Genomic DNA, 20,368 nt, shown 5'->3' on the forward strand with positions numbered 1-20,368 from the left:
AACGGCGGATGCCGCGGCGATCGAGTCGCCGCGGCATCCGCCGTCTGTGCTGGAGCCGCTAGGGGCGGCCGCGCATGATCGCCTGCTTGACCTCGGCGATCGCCTTCGTCACCTCGATGCCGCGGGGGCAGGCCTCGGTGCAGTTGAAGGTCGTGCGGCAACGCCACACGCCTTCCTTGTCGTTCAGGATGTCGAGGCGCACCTTCGCCTCGTCGTCGCGCGAGTCGAAGATGAAGCGGTGCGCGTTCACGATCGCGGCGGGGCCGAAGTACTGTCCATCGGTCCAGAACACGGGGCAGCTCGACGTGCACGCGGCGCAGAGGATGCACTTCGTGGTGTCGTCGAAGATGGCCCGCTGGGCGACCGACTGCACGCGCTCCTTGCCGGGCTCCGGCGTGGAGTTGGCCTGCAGGAAGGGCTGCACCTCGCGGTAGCTCGCGAAGAACGGCTCCATGTCGACGATCAGGTCCTTCTCGAGGGGGAGGCCCTTGATCGCCTCGACGTAGATCGGCTTCGAGATGTCGAGGTCCTTGATCAGCGTCTTGCAGGCGAGGCGGTTGCGCCCGTTGATGCGCATGGCATCGGAGCCGCAGATGCCGTGGGCGCACGAGCGGCGGAACGTGAGCGAGCCGTCCTGCTCCCACTTGATCTTGTGCAGGGCGTCGAGCACGCGATCGGTCGCGTACATCTCGACGTCGAAGTCCTGCCAGCGCGGCTCGGTGTCCACGTCGGGGTCGAAGCGACGGATCAGGAAGGTCACCGTGAACGACTGGATGGCGTCGGCCTCGGCCGGCGGGTGCTCGAGCGTAGCGGTGCTCACCTCAGTACTTCCTCTCCATCGGCTGGTATCGAGTGATCACGACCGGCTTCCAATCGAGCCGGATGTGATCGCTCGCGTCGGACGAGTGCGCGTCGCCCGACAGATAGGCCATCGTGTGCTGCATGAAGTTCTCGTCGTCGCGCTTCGGGAAATCGTCGCGCATGTGGCCGCCGCGGCTCTCCTTGCGGTTGCGGGCGCTCGTGACGACGACCTCGGCGAGGTCGAGCAGGAAGCCGAGCTCGACGGCCTCGAGCAGGTCGGTGTTGAACCGCTTGCCCTTGTCCTGCACGGCGACGTGCTGGTACCGCTCGCGGAGCCCCGCGATGACGCCGGCGGCGTGGGTCAGCGACTCCTCGGTGCGGAACACCTGCGCGTTGCGGTCCATCTCGTCCTGCAGCTCCTTGCGGATGGCTGCGATGCGCTCGGTGCCCGTCGAGTCGCGGAGACCGGTGAGCAGCTCGCGGACGCCGGCGGCCGGGTCCACGGGGAGCGGGGTGAAGTCGACCGTCTTCACGTACTCGACCGCGTTGCGGCCGGCGCGCTTGCCGAAGACGTTGATGTCGAGGAGCGAGTTGGTGCCGAGGCGGTTCGAGCCGTGCACCGAGACGCAGGCGCACTCGCCCGCGGCGTAGAGGCCGGGCACGACGGTCGTGTTGTCGCGCAGCACCTCGGCGTCGTTGTTCGTCGGGATGCCGCCCATCGCGTAGTGCGCGGTCGGCATGACGGGGACCGGCTCGTACACCGGGTCGACGCCCAGGTAGGTGCGCGCGAACTCCGTGATGTCGGGGAGCTTCGTCTCGAGCACCTCGGCGCCGAGGTGGGTGCAGTCGAGGAGCACGTAGTCCTTGTGTGGACCCGCGCCGCGGCCCTCTGCGACCTCCTGGACCATGCAGCGGGCGACGATGTCGCGGGGCGCGAGGTCTTTGATGGTCGGGGCGTAGCGCTCCATGAACCGCTCGCCCGAGGCGTTGCGGAGGATCGCGCCCTCGCCTCGCGCGCCCTCGGTGAGGAGGATGCCGAGGCCGGCGAGGCCGGTCGGGTGGAACTGGAAGAACTCCATGTCCTCGAGCGGCAGGCCCTTGCGCCAGATGATGCCGACGCCGTCGCCCGTGAGGGTGTGGGCGTTCGAGGTGGTCTTGAAGATCTTGCCGAAGCCGCCCGTCGCGAAGATGATCGCCTTCGCCTGGAACACGTGCAGCTCACCGGTGGCGAGCTCGTAGGCGACGATGCCGGAGGGCTGGGGGACCCCGTCGACCTCGGTCATGATCACGTCGAGCGCGTAGTACTCGTTGTAGAACTCGATGCCGAGCTTGACGCAGTTCTGGAACAGCGTCTGCAGGATCATGTGGCCCGTGCGGTCGGCGGCGTAGCAGGCGCGGCGCACCGGCGCCTTGCCGTGGTCGCGGGTGTGCCCGCCGAAGCGGCGCTGATCGATCTTGCCGTCGGGCGTGCGGTTGAACGGCAGGCCCATGTTCTCGAGGTCGATGACGGCGTCGATCGCCTCCTTGGCGAGGATCTCGGCCGCGTCCTGGTCGACGAGGTAGTCGCCGCCCTTGACCGTGTCGAAGGTGTGCCACTCCCAGGAGTCCTCCTCGACGTTCGCGAGCGCCGCGGCCATGCCGCCCTGCGCCGCGCCCGTGTGGGAACGCGTGGGGTAGAGCTTCGAGATGACGGCCGTCTTCGCGCCGGGGCCGGCCTCGATGGCCGCCCGCATGCCGGCGCCGCCGGCGCCGACGATGACGATGTCGTACTGGTGGTAGTGGACGCCGTCGACGACCTGGGTCTCGGCGTGGGTCTCGCTGGTCACGTGTCTCCTATGCAGCGCAGAACGAGGGGAGGAGGTCAGCCGGAGCGCCGGCGGGGCACGGGTCGAAGGTGAAGACCACGAGGGTGCCGAGCACGATGAGCACGGCGGCGGCGAGGAACAGCGCGAGCTTCAGCAGCTTCTGCGCGGTGCCCGGCTTGGTGTAGTCGTTCACGATGGTGCGCATGCCGTTCGCACCGTGGATGAGGGCGAGCCAGAGCATGGCGACGTCCCACCACTGCCAGAACGGGTCGGCCCACTTGCCGCCGACGAAGCCGAAGTCGATGGCCTTGACGCCGTCGCCCAGCATGAGGTTGACGAAGAGGTGGGTGAAGATCAGCACGATGAGCACGACGCCCGACACGCGCATGTAGATCCAGCCCCACTTCTCGAGGTTCACGCCGCGCTTGGGGGCGGGGCGGACGGGGGTGCGGGGTGCTTCGATGGTGGTCACGCTCGCACTCCTCAGTGGCTGAAGACGTTGATCAGGTGGCGCGGGGTGAAGGCGAGCATCGTCACGACCCAGAGGGCGACGACGATCCAGAACAGCACCTTCTGGTGGCGCGTGGCCCAGGTCCAGAAGTCGACCAGGATGATGCGCAGGCCGTTCAGGGCGTGGAACACGATCGCGCCGACGAGGGCGACCTCGCCGACACCCATGATCGGGGTCTGGTACGTGCCGATCACCGCGTTGTACGCCTCGGGGGAGACCCGGACGAGCGCGGTGTCGAGGATGTGCACCAGCAGGAAGAAGAAAATGGCGACACCCGTGATGCGGTGCAGCACCCAAGACCACATTCCCTCGCGGCCGCGATACAGCGTGCCGCCCGGCTTCTGCTTCGCCGGCTTTTCGGGTGCGGTCAGGGTTCCTGCCGAGGACTCTGGCATGAACAACCCTCCCTGGCTGTGTGACGATCGGCCCGTGACGAGCGGGCGCGTCGAGGCGCAGTGCGCCCGGTGCCGAGTCTAGACCCGTGCCGCTCACCACGCGGGTTAGGGGAGCCTTAGCAGCTCGCCACAGCGGCGGGCCGTCCGACTATCCTGGGCTGATGCCAGCGAAGCTCGACCGGTTCTACGCGGTGATCCCCGCCGGGGGCATCGGCTCCCGCCTGTGGCCGCTCTCCCGCGCCGACGCGCCGAAGTTCCTGCACGACCTCACCGGCTCGGGCCAGACCCTGCTGAAGGACACCTGGGACCGGCTCGCCCCGCTCTCGGGCGAGCAGCGGGTGATGGTCGTCACCGGCCGTGCGCACCGCGCCGCCGTCGAGGCGCAGCTCCCCGAGCTCGCCGACGAGAACGTCGTGCTCGAGAGCGAGCCCCGCGACTCGACCGCCGCGATCGGTCTCGCCGCCGCCATCCTCGAACGCCGCGAGCCCGGCGTCATCGTCGGCTCCTTCGCCGCCGACCACGTGATCTCGGGCGACGCATTGTTCCAGCACGCCGTCGCCCAGGCCGTCGCCGCGGCGGACGCCGGCTACATCGCGACCATCGGCATCACGCCGACGGAGCCCGCGGTCGGCTTCGGCTACATCGAGTGCGGCGAGCGGCTCGAGGTCGCCGGTGCCGACGACGTCGAGACGGTCTCGAGCTTCGTCGAGAAGCCCGATCTCGCGACCGCGAAGCGCTACCTCGCGGGCGGCAAGCACCTCTGGAACGCCGGCATGTTCATCGCCCGCGCCGACCAGCTGCTCGCCGAGATCCAGCGCAACAAGCCCGAGCTGCACGCCGGGCTCCTGGAGCTCGCGGCGGCCTGGGACGACCCCGCGACCCGGGGGCCCGCCGTCGACCGCATCTGGCCGCACCTCGAGAAGATCGCGATCGATTACTCGGTGGCCGAGCCCGCGGCGGCGGCCGGGCGGCTCGCCGTCGTCCGCGGGCACTTCCAGTGGGACGACGTGGGCGACTTCGCGTCGCTCGCGAAGCTGAACACGGCGGGCCGTTCCGGCGAACTCGCGATCCTCGGCGAGGGCGCCCGAGTGCTCGCCGACGCCTCGAGCGGCATCGTCGTGAGCCGCTCGAAGCGGGTCATCAGCTTGATCGGCGTGCACGATATCGTCGTGGTGGACACCCCCGACGCGCTGCTCGTCACCACGAGCGAGCACGCGCAGCGGGTGAAAGCGGTCGTCGACGCCCTGCGGCTCGGCGGCTCGAGCGACGTGCTCTAGCCCGACCGGGCTGGCAGCCGGGGCCCTCCGGGGCACAGCAGATGGGGGAGGCGGGCGGATGACCCGACGCACTCGGTTCGGATTCGGCGCCGTGCTGGCCGCGGCATCCCTGGCCTTCGTGGCGTGCGCGCCGGCGCCCGCCGGCGACGGCGAGACCCAGAGCGACGCCTGCGTGCGCATGGTGACGAACTCCGGCGGCCTCGAGGACCGCTCGTTCAACCAGTCGAGCTGGGAGGGGCTGCAGCAGGCGGAGTCCGAGTACGGCATCGACGCCGAGGCGATCGTCTCGACCGGCGAGACCGACCTCGCCCCCAACGTGCAGCAGGCCGTCGACAGCGGCTGCGGGCTCGTCGTGACGGTCGGCTGGGAGCTCGCGGAGGCCACGACCGACCAGGCCGGCAAGAACCCCGACCTCGCCTTCGCGATCGTCGACGAGACGGTCGAGGGCGAGAACATCAAACCCGTCGTCTTCGACACCGCCCAGGCGGCCTACCTCGCCGGCTACCTCGCGGCCGGGGTCTCGAAGACCGGCGTCGTCGCGACGTTCGGCGGCGGCAACCAGCCGCCCGTGACCCTCTTCATGGACGGCTTCGCCGACGGCGTCGCCAAGTACAACGAGGTGCACGGCGCGACGGTGCGGCTGCTCGGCTGGGACAAGGCGGCGCAGGACGGTGCGTTCACCGGCGACTTCGAGGACATCAACAAGGGCAAGGCGCTCACCGAGGGCTTCATCGACCAGGGCGCCGACGTGATCCTCCCGGTCGCGGGCCAGGTCGGCGAGGGCGCCGCTTCGGCCGCCGTGGAGCGCGGCGGCGTCTCGGTGATCTGGGTGGACAGCGACGGCTACGAGACGCTCGCCGCGCAGTACCGGCCGGTGATCCTCACGAGCGTGCTGAAGAACACGCAGGACGCGATGGTGCAGATCGTCGGCGAGGTGCTCGACGACGCGTTCACGAACGAGCCGTACATCGGCACCCTCGAGAACGGCGGGGTCGAGATCGCGCCGTACCACGACCTCGCGCCGCTCGTGAGCGCTGAGCTGGATGCCGAGATCGACGGGCTGCGTCAGCAGATCATCGCCGGCGAGCTCGAGATCACCTCCCCGAGCGCCCCCTAGGCTCCCCGGTACCCTCATCTTGGTTCCCTGAGCTGGTCGAAGGGCCTGGCGCCCTGAGCCTGTCGAAGGGCTGGTTCCCTGAGCCTGTCGAAGGGCCTGGCGCCCTGAGCTCGTCGAAGGCCTGGTTCCCTGAGCTTGTCGAAGGCCTGGCACCCTGAGCTTGTCGAAGGGAGCTCGTCCTCCCCACCTGCCGCCAGACATGATCCTTCCCCAGGTCCGCTCATCCGGCACCGCAGCGTCCCGCCCTCGGCCACGATCAACCCATGCCATGGATGTACATCGTCCGCTGCACGGGCGGCGCCTTCTACACGGGTTCGACGAACGGCGAAGTGGAGTCCCGCGTCGCCGAGCACAACGCCGGCCTCGGGGCGAACTTCACTCGCCGCCATCGCCCGGTCACCCTCGTCTACTGCGAGGAGTGGCCGACCGTCGCACAGGCCTTCGAGCGCGAGAAGCAGGTGCAGGGATGGGGGCGGGCGAAGAAGCTCGCGCTCATCGAGGGGCGCGGCGCGGAACTGCCGGGGCTGGCGCGGGGGCGCGCACGGACGGCTGGCGGGTGAGCTCGCCCGTTGCCTTCGACGGGCTCCCTTCGACGGGCTCAGGGAACCAACCCCTTCGACAAGCTCAGGGGGCCATGGGCGTCGCGGGACGATCGATGGTTCCCTGAGCTTGTCGAAGGGAACGACGCCGGCCCGATCCTGCTCATATGAGCAGAATGTCGCGTCTTGATAACCATTGACGCTGCGGCTCTTCGCGCCCGAGGCATCCGGCGCAACATTCGGTAACGTAACGACGATCAGCCCCCTGCGAGAAGGCGGGGGCCTCTCACGTCTTTGGAGGACACTGTGAAGGTCACGACCAAGAAGGCCGCCATCGGCGGCCTCGCGCTGCTCAGCAGCGCGGCGCTGCTCGCCGGCTGCGCCTCGGCCCCCGACGAGGGCGGCTCGAGCAGCGGCGAGGCGATCGACTTCCTCCCCTGCATGGTCTCGGACGCCGGCGGCTTCGACGACAAGTCCTTCAACCAGCTCGGCTTCGAGGGCATCACCAAGGCCGCCGACGAGCTCGGCGTCGAGGTCAAGACGGTCGAGTCGAAGGACGAGACCGAGTACGCACCGAACCTGACGAGCCTCGTCGACCAGGGCTGCGACCTCATTGTGACCGTCGGCTTCGCGCTCTCCGCCGCGACCGTCGAGTCGGCCACCGCAAACCCCGACGTCGAGTACGTCATCATCGACGACGCGGCCGACAACGACTTCGACGGCAAGACCGACGCCGAGAACATCAAGCCGATCCTCTTCGACACCGCGCAGGCGGCGTTCCTCGCGGGCTACGCTTCGGCCGACTTCACGAAGACGAACGTCGTCGGCACCTACGGCGGCATGAACTTCCCGACCGTCTCGATCTTCATGGACGGCTTCGCCCAGGGTGTCGACTACTACACCCAGGAGAAGGGCAAGGCCGTCAAGGTCGTCGGCTGGGACCGCGCCGCGCAGGACGGTTCCTTCACCGGCGGCTTCGAGGCGAACGACACGGCTCGCCAGACCGCGCAGGCGCTCATCGACCAGAACATCGACGTGCTGCTGCCCGTCGGCGGCCCGATCTACCAGTCGGGTGCTGCGGCGGTCCGCGACTCCGGTCGTGACATCGCGATGGTCGGCGTGGACGCCGACCTCACGCAGACCGACCCCTCGGTCGCCGACCTCATCCTGACCTCGATCCTCAAGGGCATCGACGTCGCGACGTACGACTCGGTCCTCGCGGCCGGCAAGGGCGACTTCGACCCGACCCCGTACGTCGGCACGCTGGAGAACGACGGCGTCGGCATGGCGCCGTTCCACGACTTCGAGTCCAAGGTCTCGCCCTCGCTCCAGGGCGAGCTCGACGACCTGAAGGCGAAGATCATCTCGGGCGACGTCACGGTCGAGTCCTACCTCGCCGGCTAAGTCGAGGCAGCCATGATCGGGGAGGTCGGTACGCCGACCTCCCCGATCTGCTTCCCGCGGTGCGCGCGATGGCGCGCGTGCCGCAACATCTGAGCGGGGCCGTCATCCCCGCCCCAACATCGGCGCAGCATCTGCTGCAGATGCTGCGCGCTCACTAGGATCAAGGACATGAAGCTCGAACTTCGCGGAATCACGAAGCGGTTCGGCAGCCTGGTCGCCAACGACCACATCGACCTCACCGTGGAGGCCGGCGAGATCCATTGCCTGCTCGGTGAGAACGGTGCAGGCAAGTCGACGCTGATGAACGTGCTCTACGGCCTGTATCAGGCCGACGAGGGCGAGATCCTGCTCGACGATGTCGTCCAGCAGTTCTCCGGCCCCGGCGATGCCATGGCCGCCGGCATCGGCATGGTGCACCAGCACTTCATGCTCATCCCGGTCTTCACCGTCGCCGAGAACGTCATGCTCGGCAACGAGGCGACGAAGGGCGGGGTGTTCCTCGACCTGAACGCGGCCCGCGCGAAGGTGCGCGAGATCAGCCAGCGCTTCGGGTTCGACGTCGACCCCGACGCGCTGGTCGACGAACTGCCCGTCGGCGTGCAGCAGCGCGTCGAGATCATCAAGGCGCTCTCGCGCGACGCCCGCGTGCTCGTCTTCGACGAGCCGACCGCGGTGCTCACCCCGCAGGAGACCGACGAGCTGATGCAGATCATGCGCCAGCTGCGCGACTCGGGCACCTCGATCGTCTTCATCACCCACAAGCTCCGCGAGGTGCGAGAAGTCGCCGACCGCATCACGGTCATCCGCCTCGGCAAGGTCGTCGGCGAGGCATCCCCGACCGCGTCGAACACCGAGCTCGCCTCCCTCATGGTCGGTCGCGCCGTCGAGCTGACCGTGCACAAGAACCCGCCCACCCTCGGTGACGAGGCGCTCGTCGTCGAGGGCCTCACCGTCGTCGACCACATCGGCCAGCTCGTCGTGAACGACGTCAGCTTCGAGGTGCGCAAGGGGGAGATCCTCGCCATCGCGGGCGTGCAGGGCAACGGCCAGACCGAGCTCACCGAAGCGCTCGTCGGCCTGCAGCCGCGCGTCCGCGGCTCGATCCGCCTGAACGGCGAGGAGCTCACGACCGTGAGCGTGCAGCGCATCCTCGACGAGGGCGTCGGCTTCGTCCCCGAGGACCGCAACGAAGACGGCCTCGTCGGCGCGTTCACCATCGCCGAGAACCTCATGCTCGACCGCTCCTCGGGCGCCCCCTTCGTGAAGGCCGGCACCATCCAGCGCGGCGCACTCGCCGAGTTCGCACGCGAGAAGGTGAAGGAGTTCGACGTCCGCACCCAGGGCATCGACGAGCAGGTGCGCCAGCTCTCCGGCGGCAACGCGCAGAAGGTCGTGCTCGCGCGCGAGCTCAGCCGCGAGCTCTCGCTGCTGGTCGCGGCCCAGCCGACCCGCGGCGTCGACGTCGGTTCGATCGAGTTCATCCACAAGCGGATCGTCGAGACGCGCGACAGCGGGGTCCCCGTCGTCGTCGTCTCGACCGAGCTCGACGAGGTCGTCGCGCTCGCCGACCGCATCATGGTGATGTATCGCGGTCGCGTGGTCGGCATCGTGCCCGGCACCACCCCCCGTGACGTGCTCGGCCTCATGATGGCCGGCGAACAGCCCGAAGGAGCCGCAGCGTGAGCGAGCCCCAGCCCAAGACCAGCACGACGCCGCGCGACACCACGACGGTGCCGGCTCAGGCGCCGGAGCCCTCGCGCTGGCACCAGACGTTCCAGAAGATCACCACCGGCAACGCCCTCATCTCGGTGCTGTCGGTGCTGCTCGCCCTCGTCGTCGGCGCCATCATGATCGCGTTCACCGACGAGGACGTCCAGAAGGCGGCCGGGTACTTCTTCGCCCGCCCGGGTGACACCTTCGTCGCGGTCTGGCAGTCCGTGTCGGGTGCCTACTCGGCGCTCTTCCAGGGCTCGATCTACAACTTCCGCCGCGACACCTTCGCCGCGGGCATCAAGCCGCTGACGGAGACGCTGACCTTCGCGACACCGCTCATCGCCGGTGGTCTCGGCGTCGGGCTCGCCTTCCGCGTCGGCATGTTCAACATCGGTGGCCGCGGCCAGATGCTGATCGCCGCCTCGGTCGCCGGCTGGCTCGCCTTCGGCTTCGACCTCCCCTGGGGCCTGCACATGCTCGTCGCCCTCGTCGGCGGCCTGCTCGGCGGCGCCCTGTGGGGCGGCATCGCCGGTCTCCTGAAGGCGAAGACCGGCGCGCACGAGGTGATCGTGACGATCATGCTGAACTTCATCGCGTTCTACCTGGTCTCCTGGCTGCTGCGCACGCCGGGGCTGCTCCAGGCGCCCGGCTCCTCGAACCCGAAGACGCCGCCGATGAAGGACACCGCGATCTTCTGGAACCTGAAGGAGTACGGCTACAACCTCCACCTCGGCTTCGTCGTGGTCGTCGCCGCGACGGTGCTCGTCTGGTGGATCCTCAGCCGTTCGAGCCTCGGCTTCCGCTTCCGCGCGGTCGGCGAGAACCCGAACGCGGCGCGCGTCGCCGGCATCAACGTGCCGTCGATCTACGTCTACGCGATGCTCATCTCGGGCGCGCTGCTCGGCCTCGCCGGCGTGAACCAGGTGCTCGGCACCGTGACCACCGGCTTCACCGCCGGCATCGACGCGGGCGTCGGCTTCGACGCGATCACCGTGGCCCTCCTCGGCCGATCCACCCCGTGGGGCATCTTCGCCGCGGGCCTGCTCTTCGGCGCCTTCAAGGCCGGCGGCTACTCGATGCAGGCCGCCGAGGGCGTGCCGGTCGACATCGTGCTCGTCGTCCAGTCCCTCATCGTGCTGTTCATCGCGGCCCCGCCGCTCGTCCGCACGATCTTCCGCCTGCCCGACCCGGGCCGAGGTCCCAAGCGACCTCGACCGATCGTCACGAAGGAGGTGACGGCGAAGTGACCACCGTGACCGAACACCACCAGGTGTCCCCCCAGCCCGACGCGCTCGCCACCACGGTGGTCACGAGCTGGAAGGCGCCCATCGCGTTCGCCGTGTTCACGGTGGCGGCGCTCGCCCTGGCCGTCTTCGCCCCGCGCGAGGGCGACACGACCTACCGACTGAACGCCTCCGACAAGGACGCGATCATCATCGCGAACATCTCGGTGCCCGCGATGCCGGCCCTGTGGGCCGTCGTGGTCCTGCTGGCCGTCGCGACCGCGTTCTCGGTCTGGCTCGTCACGCAGAAGCGCCGGGTGCCGCTCTGGCTCGTCGTCGTCTTCGCGATCCTCTTCCTGTTCGGCTTCCTGACCTGGGCCGGCGCCGGGGCGATGCTGCCGATGATCAACCTGCTCTACGGCTCGTTGAGCCTCGCGGTGCCGCTCATCTTCGGTGCGCTGACCGGCGTCATCGGCGAGCGGGTCGGCGTCATCAACATCGGCATCGAGGGCCAGCTGCTCGCGGGCGCGTTCACCTCCGCGATCACCGCGTCCGTGGTGATGAGCTCGACGGGGTCGATGTGGCTCGCGCTCTTCGCGGGCGTCATCGGCGCGATGGTCGCCGGTGCGCTCGTCGGCATGGTGCTCGCGGCCTTCGCGATCAAGTACTTCGTCGACCAGGTGATCGTCGGTGTCGTGCTGAACGTGCTCGTCACGGGCCTCACGAGCTTCTTCTTCTCGCAGGTGCTCGCCCCGAACGCGGCCGTGCTGAACTCGCCGCCGCGCTTCCCGCGGCTGCCGATCCCGCTGCTGAGCGAGATCCCGATCATCGGGCCGGTGCTGTTCCGCCAGACGCTGATCGTCTACCTCATGTACCTCGCGGTCATCGTGGTCTTCATCGGGCTCTTCAAGACCCGCTGGGGACTCCGGCTCCGCGCGGTCGGCGAGCACCCGCAGGCCGCCGACACGGTGGGCATCAACGTGAACCGCACCCGGTTCTGGAACGTCGCCCTCGCCGGCACCATCGCCGGTCTCGGCGGCACCTTCTTCACGATCGGCTCGGGCATCGCGTTCAACAAGGAGATGACCGCGGGTGCGGGCTTCATCGCCCTCGCGGCGGTGATCTTCGGTGGCTGGGATCCGATCCGGGCGACGCTCGCGGCGCTCTTGTTCGGCTTCGCCTCGAACCTGCAGAACACGCTCTCGGTGATCGGCTCGCCGGTGCCGAGCGAGTTCATGCTGATGCTGCCGTACCTCGTCACGATCATCGCCGTCGCCGGCCTCGTCGGGAAGGTCCGCGGGCCGGCCGCCGCGGGCAAACCATACCGAAAAGCCTGAGCGGCGCATCCGGAGGCCTCGTGCGGCCAGCCCGCCCGGGGCCTCCGGCGTTCCATCCGGCCGGCGCGCCGCGTCATCCGGCCGGCCGCACCATCCGCCAAGCACTGCCCGGAAAGGGGAGCCCCATGACCCGAACCGAAGAGATCGACTGGGAGCTCCTCCGGGAGCGCGCCCGTGACGCGATGGCGAAGGCCTACGTGCCGTACTCGCAGTACCCCGTCGGCGCGGCCGCGATCGTCGACGACGGCCGCGTCGTCTCCGGCTGCAACGTGGAGAACGCCTCCTACGGGGTGACGCTCTGCGCGGAGTGCTCGCTCGTCTCCGCCCTCGTGATGTCCGGCGGCGGCAAGCTCGTCGCGTTCGCCTGCGTCGACGGCCACGGCGAGACGTTGATGCCGTGCGGGCGCTGCCGCCAGCTGCTCTTCGAGCATTCGGCGGAGGGGATGCTGCTCGACACCGTCTCCGGATTCAAGACCATCGACGAGGTGCTGCCGGACGCGTTCGGCCCGCGCACCCTCGCCGTCTACCGCGGCCAGGCGGAGGACTCCGCCGGCCCCAGCAAGGGAGAGTGACCATGGCCGGAGTCGAGGCCTTCGACGCCGTCGACCTGATCCGAGCGAAGCGCGACCGGCGCGAGCTCACGACCGCCGAGATCGACTGGCTCGTCGAGGCGTACACGCGCGGCTACGTCGCCGACGAGCAGATGTCCGCGATGACGATGGCGATCTTCCTGAACGGGATGACCCGTCGCGAGATCCGCGACCTCACGATGGCGATGATCGCCTCGGGGGAGCGGATGGACTTCTCGGGGCTCGGCAAGCCGACGAGCGACAAGCACTCGACGGGCGGCGTCGGTGACAAGATCACCCTGCCGCTGATGCCGCTCGTCGCGACCTTCGGCGTCGCCGTGCCGCAGCTCTCGGGCCGCGGGCTGGGGCACACGGGCGGCACCCTCGACAAGCTCGAGTCCATCCCCGGCTGGCGCGCGGAGATCACGAACGACGAGATGTTCGCGCAGCTCCGCGATGTCGGCGGCGTGATCTGCGCAGCCGGCGCGGGCCTCGCCCCGGCGGACAAGAAGCTCTACGCGCTGCGCGACATCACCGGCACGGTCGAGGCGATCCCGCTCATCGCCTCCTCGATCATGTCGAAGAAGATCGCCGAGGGCACGAGCGCGCTCGTGCTCGACGTGAAGTTCGGCTCGGGTGCGTTCCTGCAGGACATCGAGCGCTCGCGCGAGCTCGCCCGCACCATGGTCGAGCTCGGCGAGGACGCCGGCGTCGCGACGAGCGCCCTGCTCACCAACATGAACGTGCCGCTCGGTCTCACCATCGGCAATGCGAACGAGGTGCGCGAGTCCGTCGAGGTGCTCGCCGGCGGCGGCCCCGCCGACGTGCGGGAGCTCACGATCGCGCTCGCCCGCGAGATGCTCGCCGTCGCCGGTCGCGACGGCGAGGACGTCGAAGGAGCCCTCGACGACGGTCGGGCGATGGACACCTGGCGGCGCGCGATCGCGGCGCAGGGCGGCGACCCGGATGCCGAGCTGCCGGTCGCCCGCGAGCACCACGTCGTCACGGCCGACCGCGACGGCGTGCTCGTCGAGCAGCATGCGCTGCCGTTCGGCATCGCCGCGTGGCGGCTCGGGGCGGGGCGCGCCCGCAAGCAGGACCCGGTGCAGCACGCCGCGGGCATCGAGCTGCACGCGAAGCCCGGCGACGAGGTGCGCGCGGGCCAGCCGCTGTTCACCCTCGCCGCAGACGAGCCGGAGCGCTTCGCTCGGGCGCTCGAGGCCGTCGAGGGCGCCTGGCGCATCGGCGATCCGGGCGAGCCCGTGCAGGACGGCGGGCCGCTCATCGCCGACCGCATCGGCCGCTGAGCGCGCGGCGCGCCCGCTGAGCGCGAGGCGCGCGTCACACAACTCAGGAACGTCGCGCGCGGCATCCCCGGAATTCCAAGGATGCCGCGACGCGACGTTCGCCGTATTCGGCAGATGTTCCTGAGTTGTGACCGGCTATCGTTGACTCGTGGACACGACTGAGTACCGCCTCGAGGGCGACGGGACCGAGCTGCGGAGCCTGCCCAAGGTCAGCCTGCACGATCATCTCGACGGGGGCCTGCGCCCGCAGACCCTGATCGAACTCGCCGAGGAGATCGACCTCGACGTGCCCGCCCCCGACGAGGCCGGCCTCGCCGAGTGGTTCTCCACCCAGTCGAACTCGGGCTCGCTCGTCGAGTACCTGAAGACCTTCGAGCTCACCACCGCGGTCATGCAGACCCGCGAGGGGCTCACCCGCGTCGCGCGCGAATCGGTGCAGGACCTGGCGGCCGACGGGGTCATCTACGGCGAGCTGCGCTGGGCGCCCGAGCAGCACCTCGTCCGGGGCCTCAGCCTCGACGAGGCGGTCGAGGCCGTGCAGGCGGGCATCGAGCAGGGGATCGACGACGCCCGGCACCAGGGCCGCGGCATCCGCATCGGCCAGCTCGTGACCGCGATGCGCCACGCCGACCGCGGACTCGAGATCGCCGAGCTCGCCGTGCGCCACCGCGACCGCGGTGTCGTCGGCTTCGACATCGCCGGCGCCGAGGCGGGTTTCCTGCCGAGCCGTCACCGCACCGCGTTCGACTACCTCGCGGGACAGTTCCTGCCGGTGACGGTGCACGCCGGGGAGGCCGACGGCCTCGACTCGATCCGCAGCGCCCTCGTCGACGGCCGCGCCCTCCGTCTCGGCCACGGCGTGCGCCTGGCGGAAGACCTCATCATCGAGCGCCAGGACGACGAGAACACCTACGTCTCACTCGGCCAGCTCGCCCAGTGGGTGCGCGACCGCGAGATCGCGCTCGAGACGAGCCCGTCCTCGAACCTGCAGACCGGCGCGATCGCGGCCTGGGGCGACGAACTCGTCGACCACCCCTTCGACCTGCTCTACCAGCTCGGCTTCCGGGTCACCGTGAACACCGACAACCGGCTCCAGTCGGGCACGTCGCTCACCCGCGAGCTCGCGCTCCTCTCCGACGCCTTCGGCTACGACCTCGACGACCTCGAGGCGTTCCAGCTGAACGCGGCGGCCGCCGCCTTCCTCCCGCTCGACGATCGCGAAGAACTCGCCGAGCTGATCGAAGACGGGTTCGACGAGGCCTGACCGGCCGCGACGACCCCGTCGCAACCTGCCCGCCGCGCCACGAACACCGCCGGGCTGTGAAACGGAACCGCCAGTGATCCTCCCGCCGCTCCCCGACGAGGCCGTCGCCCTTCGCGTGCACGCCGCCGACTGGCGCGCCGCCGTCCGTGAGGCCGGCCGGGCGTTGACGCGCGCCGGCGCGGTGCGCATCGAGTACGCGGAGCGGATGATCTCGGTCATCGACGAGTTCGGGGCCTACGTCGTGATCGCGCCCGGGCTCGCGCTCGCCCACGCCCGACCCGGCCCCGACGTGCTGCACGAGGGGCTCTCCGTCGTCACGCTCGCCGAGCCGGTCGCGTTCGGCCACCCGCACAACGACCCGGTTCGCGTGATCGTCGGCCTCGCGGTGGCGAACGCGGAGGAGCACGTCGCGAGCGTCGCCGCCCTCGCGAACGCCTTCAACGACCACGACGCGGTCGAGCGGCTCGCTGCGGCCGCGAGCGCCGACGAGGTGCGCGCGATCCTCGGGCTGGAGGCCGGACGATGAGGATCGTGGCCGTGTGCGGCGCCGGGATCGGCACCTCGGCGATCCTGAAGGTCAACGCCGAGCGCGTGCTCGACCGCCTCGGCATCGACGCCGAGGTGAGCGCGAGCGACCTCGAGGGCGTCGCCCGCGCGGCGAGCGATGCGCAGGTCATCCTGACCTCCACCGAGCTCGCAGCGGCGGTGCGCCGGGCGATCGGACGCAACTACGCCGAGATCGTCGAGGTGCGGAACTTCCTCGACCTCGACGAGCTCGCCGTGCTGCTCGAGCGCTCGCTCGGCTGAGCCGGAGCGGGCGCCCGAGCCGTCGGCGGCCCCGGTGCTCAGGCGACGAGCTCGCGCATGCCCGCCTCGAGTGCGGACGCCGCAGCCGTCGCCGCGGCCCGCCGCTCGGCGACGGTGCCCTCGTCGGAGACGGCGTCGATGTAGACCTTGAGCTTCGGCTCGGTGCCGCTCGGGCGGACCATCACGCGCCCGCCGCCCGCGAGCACGATGCGCAGCACGTCCGAGGGCGGCAGCTCGCCGCCCTCGGCGAGGTCCTCGATGCGCTCCACGCGGATGCCGCCGACCTCCGCGGGCGGGTTCGCGCGGAGCCGGGCCATCACCTCAGCGATGCGGGCGAGGTCGGTGACGCGGATCGAGACCTGGGCGGAGGCGAAGCAGCCGAAGCGCTCGACGAACTCGTCGAGATGGTCGGCGACCGTGCGGCCCGCGGCCTTCAGCTCGGCGGCGAGCGCGAGGAAGGCGACCGCGGCGGAGATGCCGTCCTTGTCGCGCACCGTGCCCGGGTTCACGAGGTAGCCGAGGGCCTCCTCGAAGCCGAACACGAGGCCCGGCGCCCGGGAGATCCACTTGAAGCCCGTGAGCGTAGCCCGGAACTCCAGTCCGTGGTGGCGCGCCACGGTCTCGAGGCCGGGGGAGGAGACGATCGAGCAGGCGAGGGTCCCCTCGGGGCCCCCGTCGCCCGTCGCGGCCGCGACGGCGCGCTCGGCCGCCTGCCAGCCGAGCAGCAGGCCCACCTCGTTGCCGGTGAGGCGCCGGTAGCCCTCGGCGGCGGTCGTATCGGGGATCGCGATGGCGAGCCGGTCGGCGTCGGGATCGTTCGCGACGATGAGCTCCGCCCCGGCCTCGCGGGCGGTGGCGAACGCGAGATCCATGGCGCCCGGCTCCTCCGGGTTCGGGAAGGCAACCGTCGGGAACGCCGGGTCGGGCTCGATCTGGGCCGTGACGAGCGTCGGCTCGTCGAATCCCGCGGCCGCGAGCACCTTGGCCGTCGTCTCCCAGCCCACGCCGTGCATCGCCGTGTAGGCGACCTTGGGCTGGGCGGCGGGTGCGCCACCGGCCACCAGCGCCGTCGCCGCGACGTACGCGTCGACGACCGACTCGTCGGCGGTCTCGAACGCGCCGCGCGGCAGCTCGGGCACCTGCGCGGTCTCGGCGACGCGCAGGATGTGCGCGGCGATCTCGGCATCGGCGGGGGAGACGATCTGCGAACCGCCGTGCTCGCCGCCGAGGTACACCTTGTAGCCGTTGTCGTTCGGCGGGTTGTGGCTCGCGGTGACCATGACCCCGGCGCTCACGCCCAGGTGCCGCACCGCGAACGCCGTGACGGGCGTCGGCAGCAGCCGCGGCAGCAGCACGGCGCGCACGCCGGCCCCCGCCATGATCTCGGCCGAGTCGCGGGCGAACACCGCCGAGTTCTTGCGGCCGTCGTAGCCGATCACCACGGAGGGCGACTCGCCCGGGGCCGCCTGCTCGAGCAGGTAGGCGGCGAGCCCGGCGGCCGCCTGCGCCACGAGCACGCGGTTCATCCGGTTCGGTCCTGCGGCGATCTCGCCGCGGAGGCCCGCCGTGCCGAACGCGAGCCGGGTGTCGAAGCGGTCGGCGAGCTCGGCCGCCGCCGCGCCGTCGCCGGCGCGGACGGCGTCGAGGATGCCGCTCAGCTCCTCCCGCGTCTCGGGGTCGGGGTCCTGGGCCAGCCAGGCCTCGGCGAGGGCGACGCGGGCGTCGTCGGTGGGGTGCTGCTCGGGCATCCGATGGTCCTTTCGGGGTCGGCGAAACGCCGGAGCCGCCAACAGGGCGGCGCTGGGCTCAGATCGCGGCGACGATGTCCGCGAGGAGCTTGGAGATCACGGGCTCGGCCTCGCGGCCCGCCTCGATGACCTCCTCATGGCTGAGCGGGGTGGTCTGGATGCCGGCGGCGAGGTTCGTGATGAGGCTCATGCCGAGCACCTCCATGCCGGACTGGCGCGCGGCGATGGCCTCGAGCGCCGTCGACATGCCGACGATGTGGCCGCCGATGGTCTTCGCCATCTGCACCTCGGCCGGCGTCTCGTAGTGCGGCCCGCGGAACTGGCAGTAGACGCCCTCGTCGAGCTCGGGCGAGATCGACCGGGCCAGCTCGCGCAGCCGCGTCGAGTACAGATCGGTGAGATCGATGAACGTGGCGCCCTCGAGCGGCGAGTCGGCGGTGAGGTTGATGTGGTCGCTGATCAGCACGGGCGTGCCCGGCTTCCAGTGCGACTTGATGCCGCCGGCGCCGTTCGTGAGGATCATCGTCTTCGCGCCGGTCGCGGCGGCGGTGCGCACCGAGTGCACGACGCGGCGCACGCCGTGGTTCTCGTAGTAGTGGGTGCGCGCCCCGATGACGAGCGCCCGCTTGCCGTTCGGCAGCAGCACCGAGCGGAGCGTGCCGACGTGACCCTCGAGCGCGGGCTTCGAGAAGCCGGGCACCTCGGTCGCGGGGATCGTGTGCGTCGTCTCGCCGATGATCTCGGCGGCCTTGCCCCAGCCGGAGCCGAGGGTGAGGGCCAGGTCGTGCCGGGCGATCCCGGTGAGCTCGGCGATGCGGTCGGCCGCCTGCTGGGCCACCACGAAGGGGTCGGCGGCGGGGTCGTCGAGGGGGTTCTGCTCGGTCATCCCACCATGCTAATCAGCACGGGAGGGCCGTGGCATCCGCCTGCTCGTTTGCTGCCCTTTCGCGGCCTGCGCCAGAATGTTGAGCATGGCCTATGAATTCGAGCGCACCCAGAGAATCGCTGTCCTCGGAGGCGGTCCCGGCGGGTACGAGGCGGCGCTCGCCGCCGCGCAGCTCGGCGCCGAAGTCACGCTCATCGAACGGGCCGGCGTCGGCGGCTCCGCGGTGCTCACCGACGTCGTGCCGTCGAAGTCGCTCATCGCGACCGCCGAGGCGTCGAACGCGGTGAAGGAAGCCGCCGACCTCGGCGTGCAGTTCTACGCGAAGGGCGAGTCCGAGAAGGCCGTGAAGCCGAGGGTCGCGATCAACCTGGCGGCCGTGAACAAGCGCCTGCTCGGCCTCGCCGCCCAGCAGTCGGAGGACATGCGCTCGAACCTCATCGAAGCGGGCGTGCACCTCGTGCAGGGGGAGGGGCGCCTCGACGGCGCGAACGCCGTCATCGTCTCGACCTCGAAGGGCGGCACCGATTTCGACCGCATCGAGGCCGACACCCTCGTCATCTCGGTCGGCGCGACCCCGCGCGTGCTGCCGACCGCGGTGCCCGACGGCGAGCGCATCCTCACCTGGACGCAGCTCTACCACCTGCAGCAGATCCCCGAGCACCTCATCGTCGTCGGTTCCGGCGTGACGGGGGCGGAGTTCGCCTCGGCGTACCGCGCGCTCGGCGCGAAGGTGACGCTCATCTCCAGCCGCGACCAGGTGCTGCCCGGCGAGGACGCCGACGCCGCGGCGGTCATCGAGAAGGTCTTCACCCGCAACGGCATGAAGGTCATGAACAAGTCCCGCGCCGAGTCCGTGGTGCGCGACGGCGACTCGGTCGTCGCAACCCTCACCGACGGGCGCGAGGTGCGCGGCTCGCACTGCCTCATGGCCGTCGGCTCGGTGCCGAACACGCACGGCATCGGCCTCGAGGAGGCCGGCGTGCAGCTCACCGAGTCCGGGCACATCCGGGTGAACCGGGTCGCCCGCACCTCGATGCCGAACATCTACGCCGCCGGCGATTGCACGACCTTCCTGCCGCTCGCCTCCGTCGCGTCGATGCAGGGCCGCACGGCCGTGTTCCACGCGATGGGCGACGTCGTGAACCCGCCCGAGAACCGCAACATCACCTCGAACATCTTCACCCAGCCGGAGATCGCGACCGTCGGCTGGACGCAGAAGGAGATCGAGGAGGGCGTCGTCCCCGGAACCGTCTACAAGCTGCCGCTCGCCTCCAACCCGCGGGCGAAGATGATGGGCATCCGCGACGGCTTCGTGAAGCTCTTCGCCTCGGCCGGGTCCGGCGCGATCATCGGCGGCGTGATCGTCGCGCCGAAGGCCTCGGAGCTGATCTTCCCGCTCGCGCTCGCCGTGGAGCACCGCCTCACGGTCGACCAGTTCGCCGAGGCGTTCCCGGTGTACCCCTCGCTCTCGGGGTCGCTCACCGACGCGGCCCGCGCGATGCACGTCGTGCGCTGACGCCGCCGCCGCCCGCACCCTCCCTCACCCCCTCCCACCTTCACCCCCCTGACACAACTCAGGAACATCTGGCAGTTATGCGGGTCGTGGATCCGCGTCGGGCCCGGGTTCTCGCGGATCGCGCGGGTGGGCTTCCTGAGTTCTCTCAG

19 protein-coding genes are annotated in these 20,368 nt (G+C 70.4%); 13 read left to right on the forward strand and 6 right to left on the reverse strand.

Annotated elements, in window-relative coordinates; genetic code table 11:
* Window positions 1-58: 58 nt before the first annotated feature.
* The 4 genes from M3147_RS04345 to sdhC are packed head-to-tail and all read right to left on the reverse strand — an operon-like array spanning window position 59 to window position 3,512.
* Window positions 59-820, reverse strand: coding sequence for a succinate dehydrogenase iron-sulfur subunit (locus M3147_RS04345; protein WP_251202258.1), 762 nt, complete (start codon window positions 818-820; stop codon window positions 59-61).
* A 1-nt stretch (window position 821) separates the two neighbouring features.
* Complete coding sequence (gene sdhA, locus M3147_RS04350) at window positions 822-2,627, reverse strand: succinate dehydrogenase flavoprotein subunit (protein WP_251202259.1); 1,806 nt, start codon at window positions 2,625-2,627, stop codon at window positions 822-824.
* Between the two features lie 7 nt (window positions 2,628-2,634).
* Window positions 2,635-3,078, reverse strand: coding sequence for a succinate dehydrogenase hydrophobic membrane anchor subunit (locus M3147_RS04355; RefSeq protein ID WP_243568929.1), 444 nt, complete (start codon window positions 3,076-3,078; stop codon window positions 2,635-2,637).
* 11 nt (window positions 3,079-3,089) lie between these two features.
* Window positions 3,090-3,512, reverse strand: a complete 423-nt coding sequence (sdhC, locus tag M3147_RS04360; protein WP_251202260.1) for a succinate dehydrogenase, cytochrome b556 subunit — start codon at window positions 3,510-3,512, stop codon at window positions 3,090-3,092.
* A 161-nt stretch (window positions 3,513-3,673) separates the two neighbouring features.
* Here sdhC and M3147_RS04365 point away from each other — a divergent pair, with 161 nt between their 5' ends.
* The 12 genes from M3147_RS04365 (at window position 3,674) to M3147_RS04420 (ending at window position 16,069) form a co-directional block, all read left to right on the forward strand.
* Window positions 3,674-4,789 (forward strand): mannose-1-phosphate guanylyltransferase, encoded by a 1,116-nt coding sequence (locus M3147_RS04365; RefSeq protein ID WP_251202261.1) that lies wholly within the window; start codon window positions 3,674-3,676, stop codon window positions 4,787-4,789.
* A gap of 58 nt (window positions 4,790-4,847) precedes the next feature.
* Complete coding sequence (locus M3147_RS04370; protein ID WP_251202262.1) at window positions 4,848-5,906, forward strand: BMP family lipoprotein; 1,059 nt, start codon at window positions 4,848-4,850, stop codon at window positions 5,904-5,906.
* A gap of 263 nt (window positions 5,907-6,169) precedes the next feature.
* A complete protein-coding gene (locus tag M3147_RS04375) occupies window positions 6,170-6,466 on the forward strand; it encodes a GIY-YIG nuclease family protein (protein ID WP_251202263.1) in 297 nt (98 codons plus the stop codon).
* Window positions 6,467-6,751: 285 nt separating this feature from the next.
* The gene (locus M3147_RS04380) at window positions 6,752-7,849 is read left to right on the forward strand and encodes a BMP family lipoprotein (protein WP_251202264.1); all 1,098 of its coding nucleotides are present in this window, start codon (window positions 6,752-6,754) and stop codon (window positions 7,847-7,849) included.
* Window positions 7,850-8,017: 168 nt separating this feature from the next.
* Window positions 8,018-9,532 carry an ABC transporter ATP-binding protein gene (locus M3147_RS04385; protein WP_251202265.1) on the forward strand — a complete coding sequence of 505 codons (1,515 nt, stop codon included), beginning with the start codon at window positions 8,018-8,020 and terminating at the stop codon, window positions 9,530-9,532.
* The gene (locus M3147_RS04390) at window positions 9,529-10,809 is read left to right on the forward strand and encodes an ABC transporter permease (protein WP_439954181.1); all 1,281 of its coding nucleotides are present in this window, start codon (window positions 9,529-9,531) and stop codon (window positions 10,807-10,809) included. Before M3147_RS04385 ends, M3147_RS04390 begins: the two co-directional genes overlap by 4 nt.
* Complete coding sequence (locus M3147_RS04395) at window positions 10,806-12,122, forward strand: ABC transporter permease (protein WP_439954182.1); 1,317 nt, start codon at window positions 10,806-10,808, stop codon at window positions 12,120-12,122. The genes M3147_RS04390 and M3147_RS04395 overlap by 4 nt, the downstream gene beginning before the upstream one ends.
* A 125-nt stretch (window positions 12,123-12,247) precedes the next feature.
* A complete protein-coding gene (locus M3147_RS04400) occupies window positions 12,248-12,694 on the forward strand; it encodes a cytidine deaminase (RefSeq protein WP_251202266.1) in 447 nt (148 codons plus the stop codon).
* Window positions 12,695-12,696: 2 nt separating this feature from the next.
* Entirely contained in the window at window positions 12,697-13,998 is a 1,302-nt protein-coding gene (locus M3147_RS04405; protein ID WP_251202267.1) for a thymidine phosphorylase, read from the forward strand.
* 148 nt (window positions 13,999-14,146) lie between these two features.
* The gene (locus M3147_RS04410; protein WP_251202268.1) at window positions 14,147-15,262 is read left to right on the forward strand and encodes an adenosine deaminase; all 1,116 of its coding nucleotides are present in this window, start codon (window positions 14,147-14,149) and stop codon (window positions 15,260-15,262) included.
* A 73-nt stretch (window positions 15,263-15,335) separates the two neighbouring features.
* Window positions 15,336-15,788 carry a PTS sugar transporter subunit IIA gene (locus M3147_RS04415; protein ID WP_251202269.1) on the forward strand — a complete coding sequence of 151 codons (453 nt, stop codon included), beginning with the start codon at window positions 15,336-15,338 and terminating at the stop codon, window positions 15,786-15,788.
* The gene (locus M3147_RS04420) at window positions 15,785-16,069 is read left to right on the forward strand and encodes a PTS sugar transporter subunit IIB (RefSeq protein ID WP_251202270.1); all 285 of its coding nucleotides are present in this window, start codon (window positions 15,785-15,787) and stop codon (window positions 16,067-16,069) included. The genes M3147_RS04415 and M3147_RS04420 overlap by 4 nt, the downstream gene beginning before the upstream one ends.
* A 38-nt stretch (window positions 16,070-16,107) precedes the next feature.
* Here M3147_RS04420 and M3147_RS04425 read toward each other — a convergent pair whose 3' ends face one another.
* Entirely contained in the window at window positions 16,108-17,817 is a 1,710-nt protein-coding gene (locus M3147_RS04425) for a phospho-sugar mutase (RefSeq protein ID WP_251202271.1), read from the reverse strand.
* A 58-nt stretch (window positions 17,818-17,875) separates the two neighbouring features.
* The gene (locus M3147_RS04430; RefSeq protein WP_251202272.1) at window positions 17,876-18,703 is read right to left on the reverse strand and encodes a purine-nucleoside phosphorylase; all 828 of its coding nucleotides are present in this window, start codon (window positions 18,701-18,703) and stop codon (window positions 17,876-17,878) included.
* An 85-nt stretch (window positions 18,704-18,788) separates the two neighbouring features.
* Between M3147_RS04430 and M3147_RS04435 the strand changes: the two genes are divergently transcribed.
* The gene (locus M3147_RS04435; protein WP_251202273.1) at window positions 18,789-20,219 is read left to right on the forward strand and encodes an NAD(P)H-quinone dehydrogenase; all 1,431 of its coding nucleotides are present in this window, start codon (window positions 18,789-18,791) and stop codon (window positions 20,217-20,219) included.
* Window positions 20,220-20,368 lie beyond the last annotated feature (149 nt).

Origin of the sequence: Agromyces mediolanus (assembly GCF_023715325.1) — a bacterium.
GTDB lineage: Bacteria > Actinomycetota > Actinomycetes > Actinomycetales > Microbacteriaceae > Agromyces > Agromyces mediolanus_A.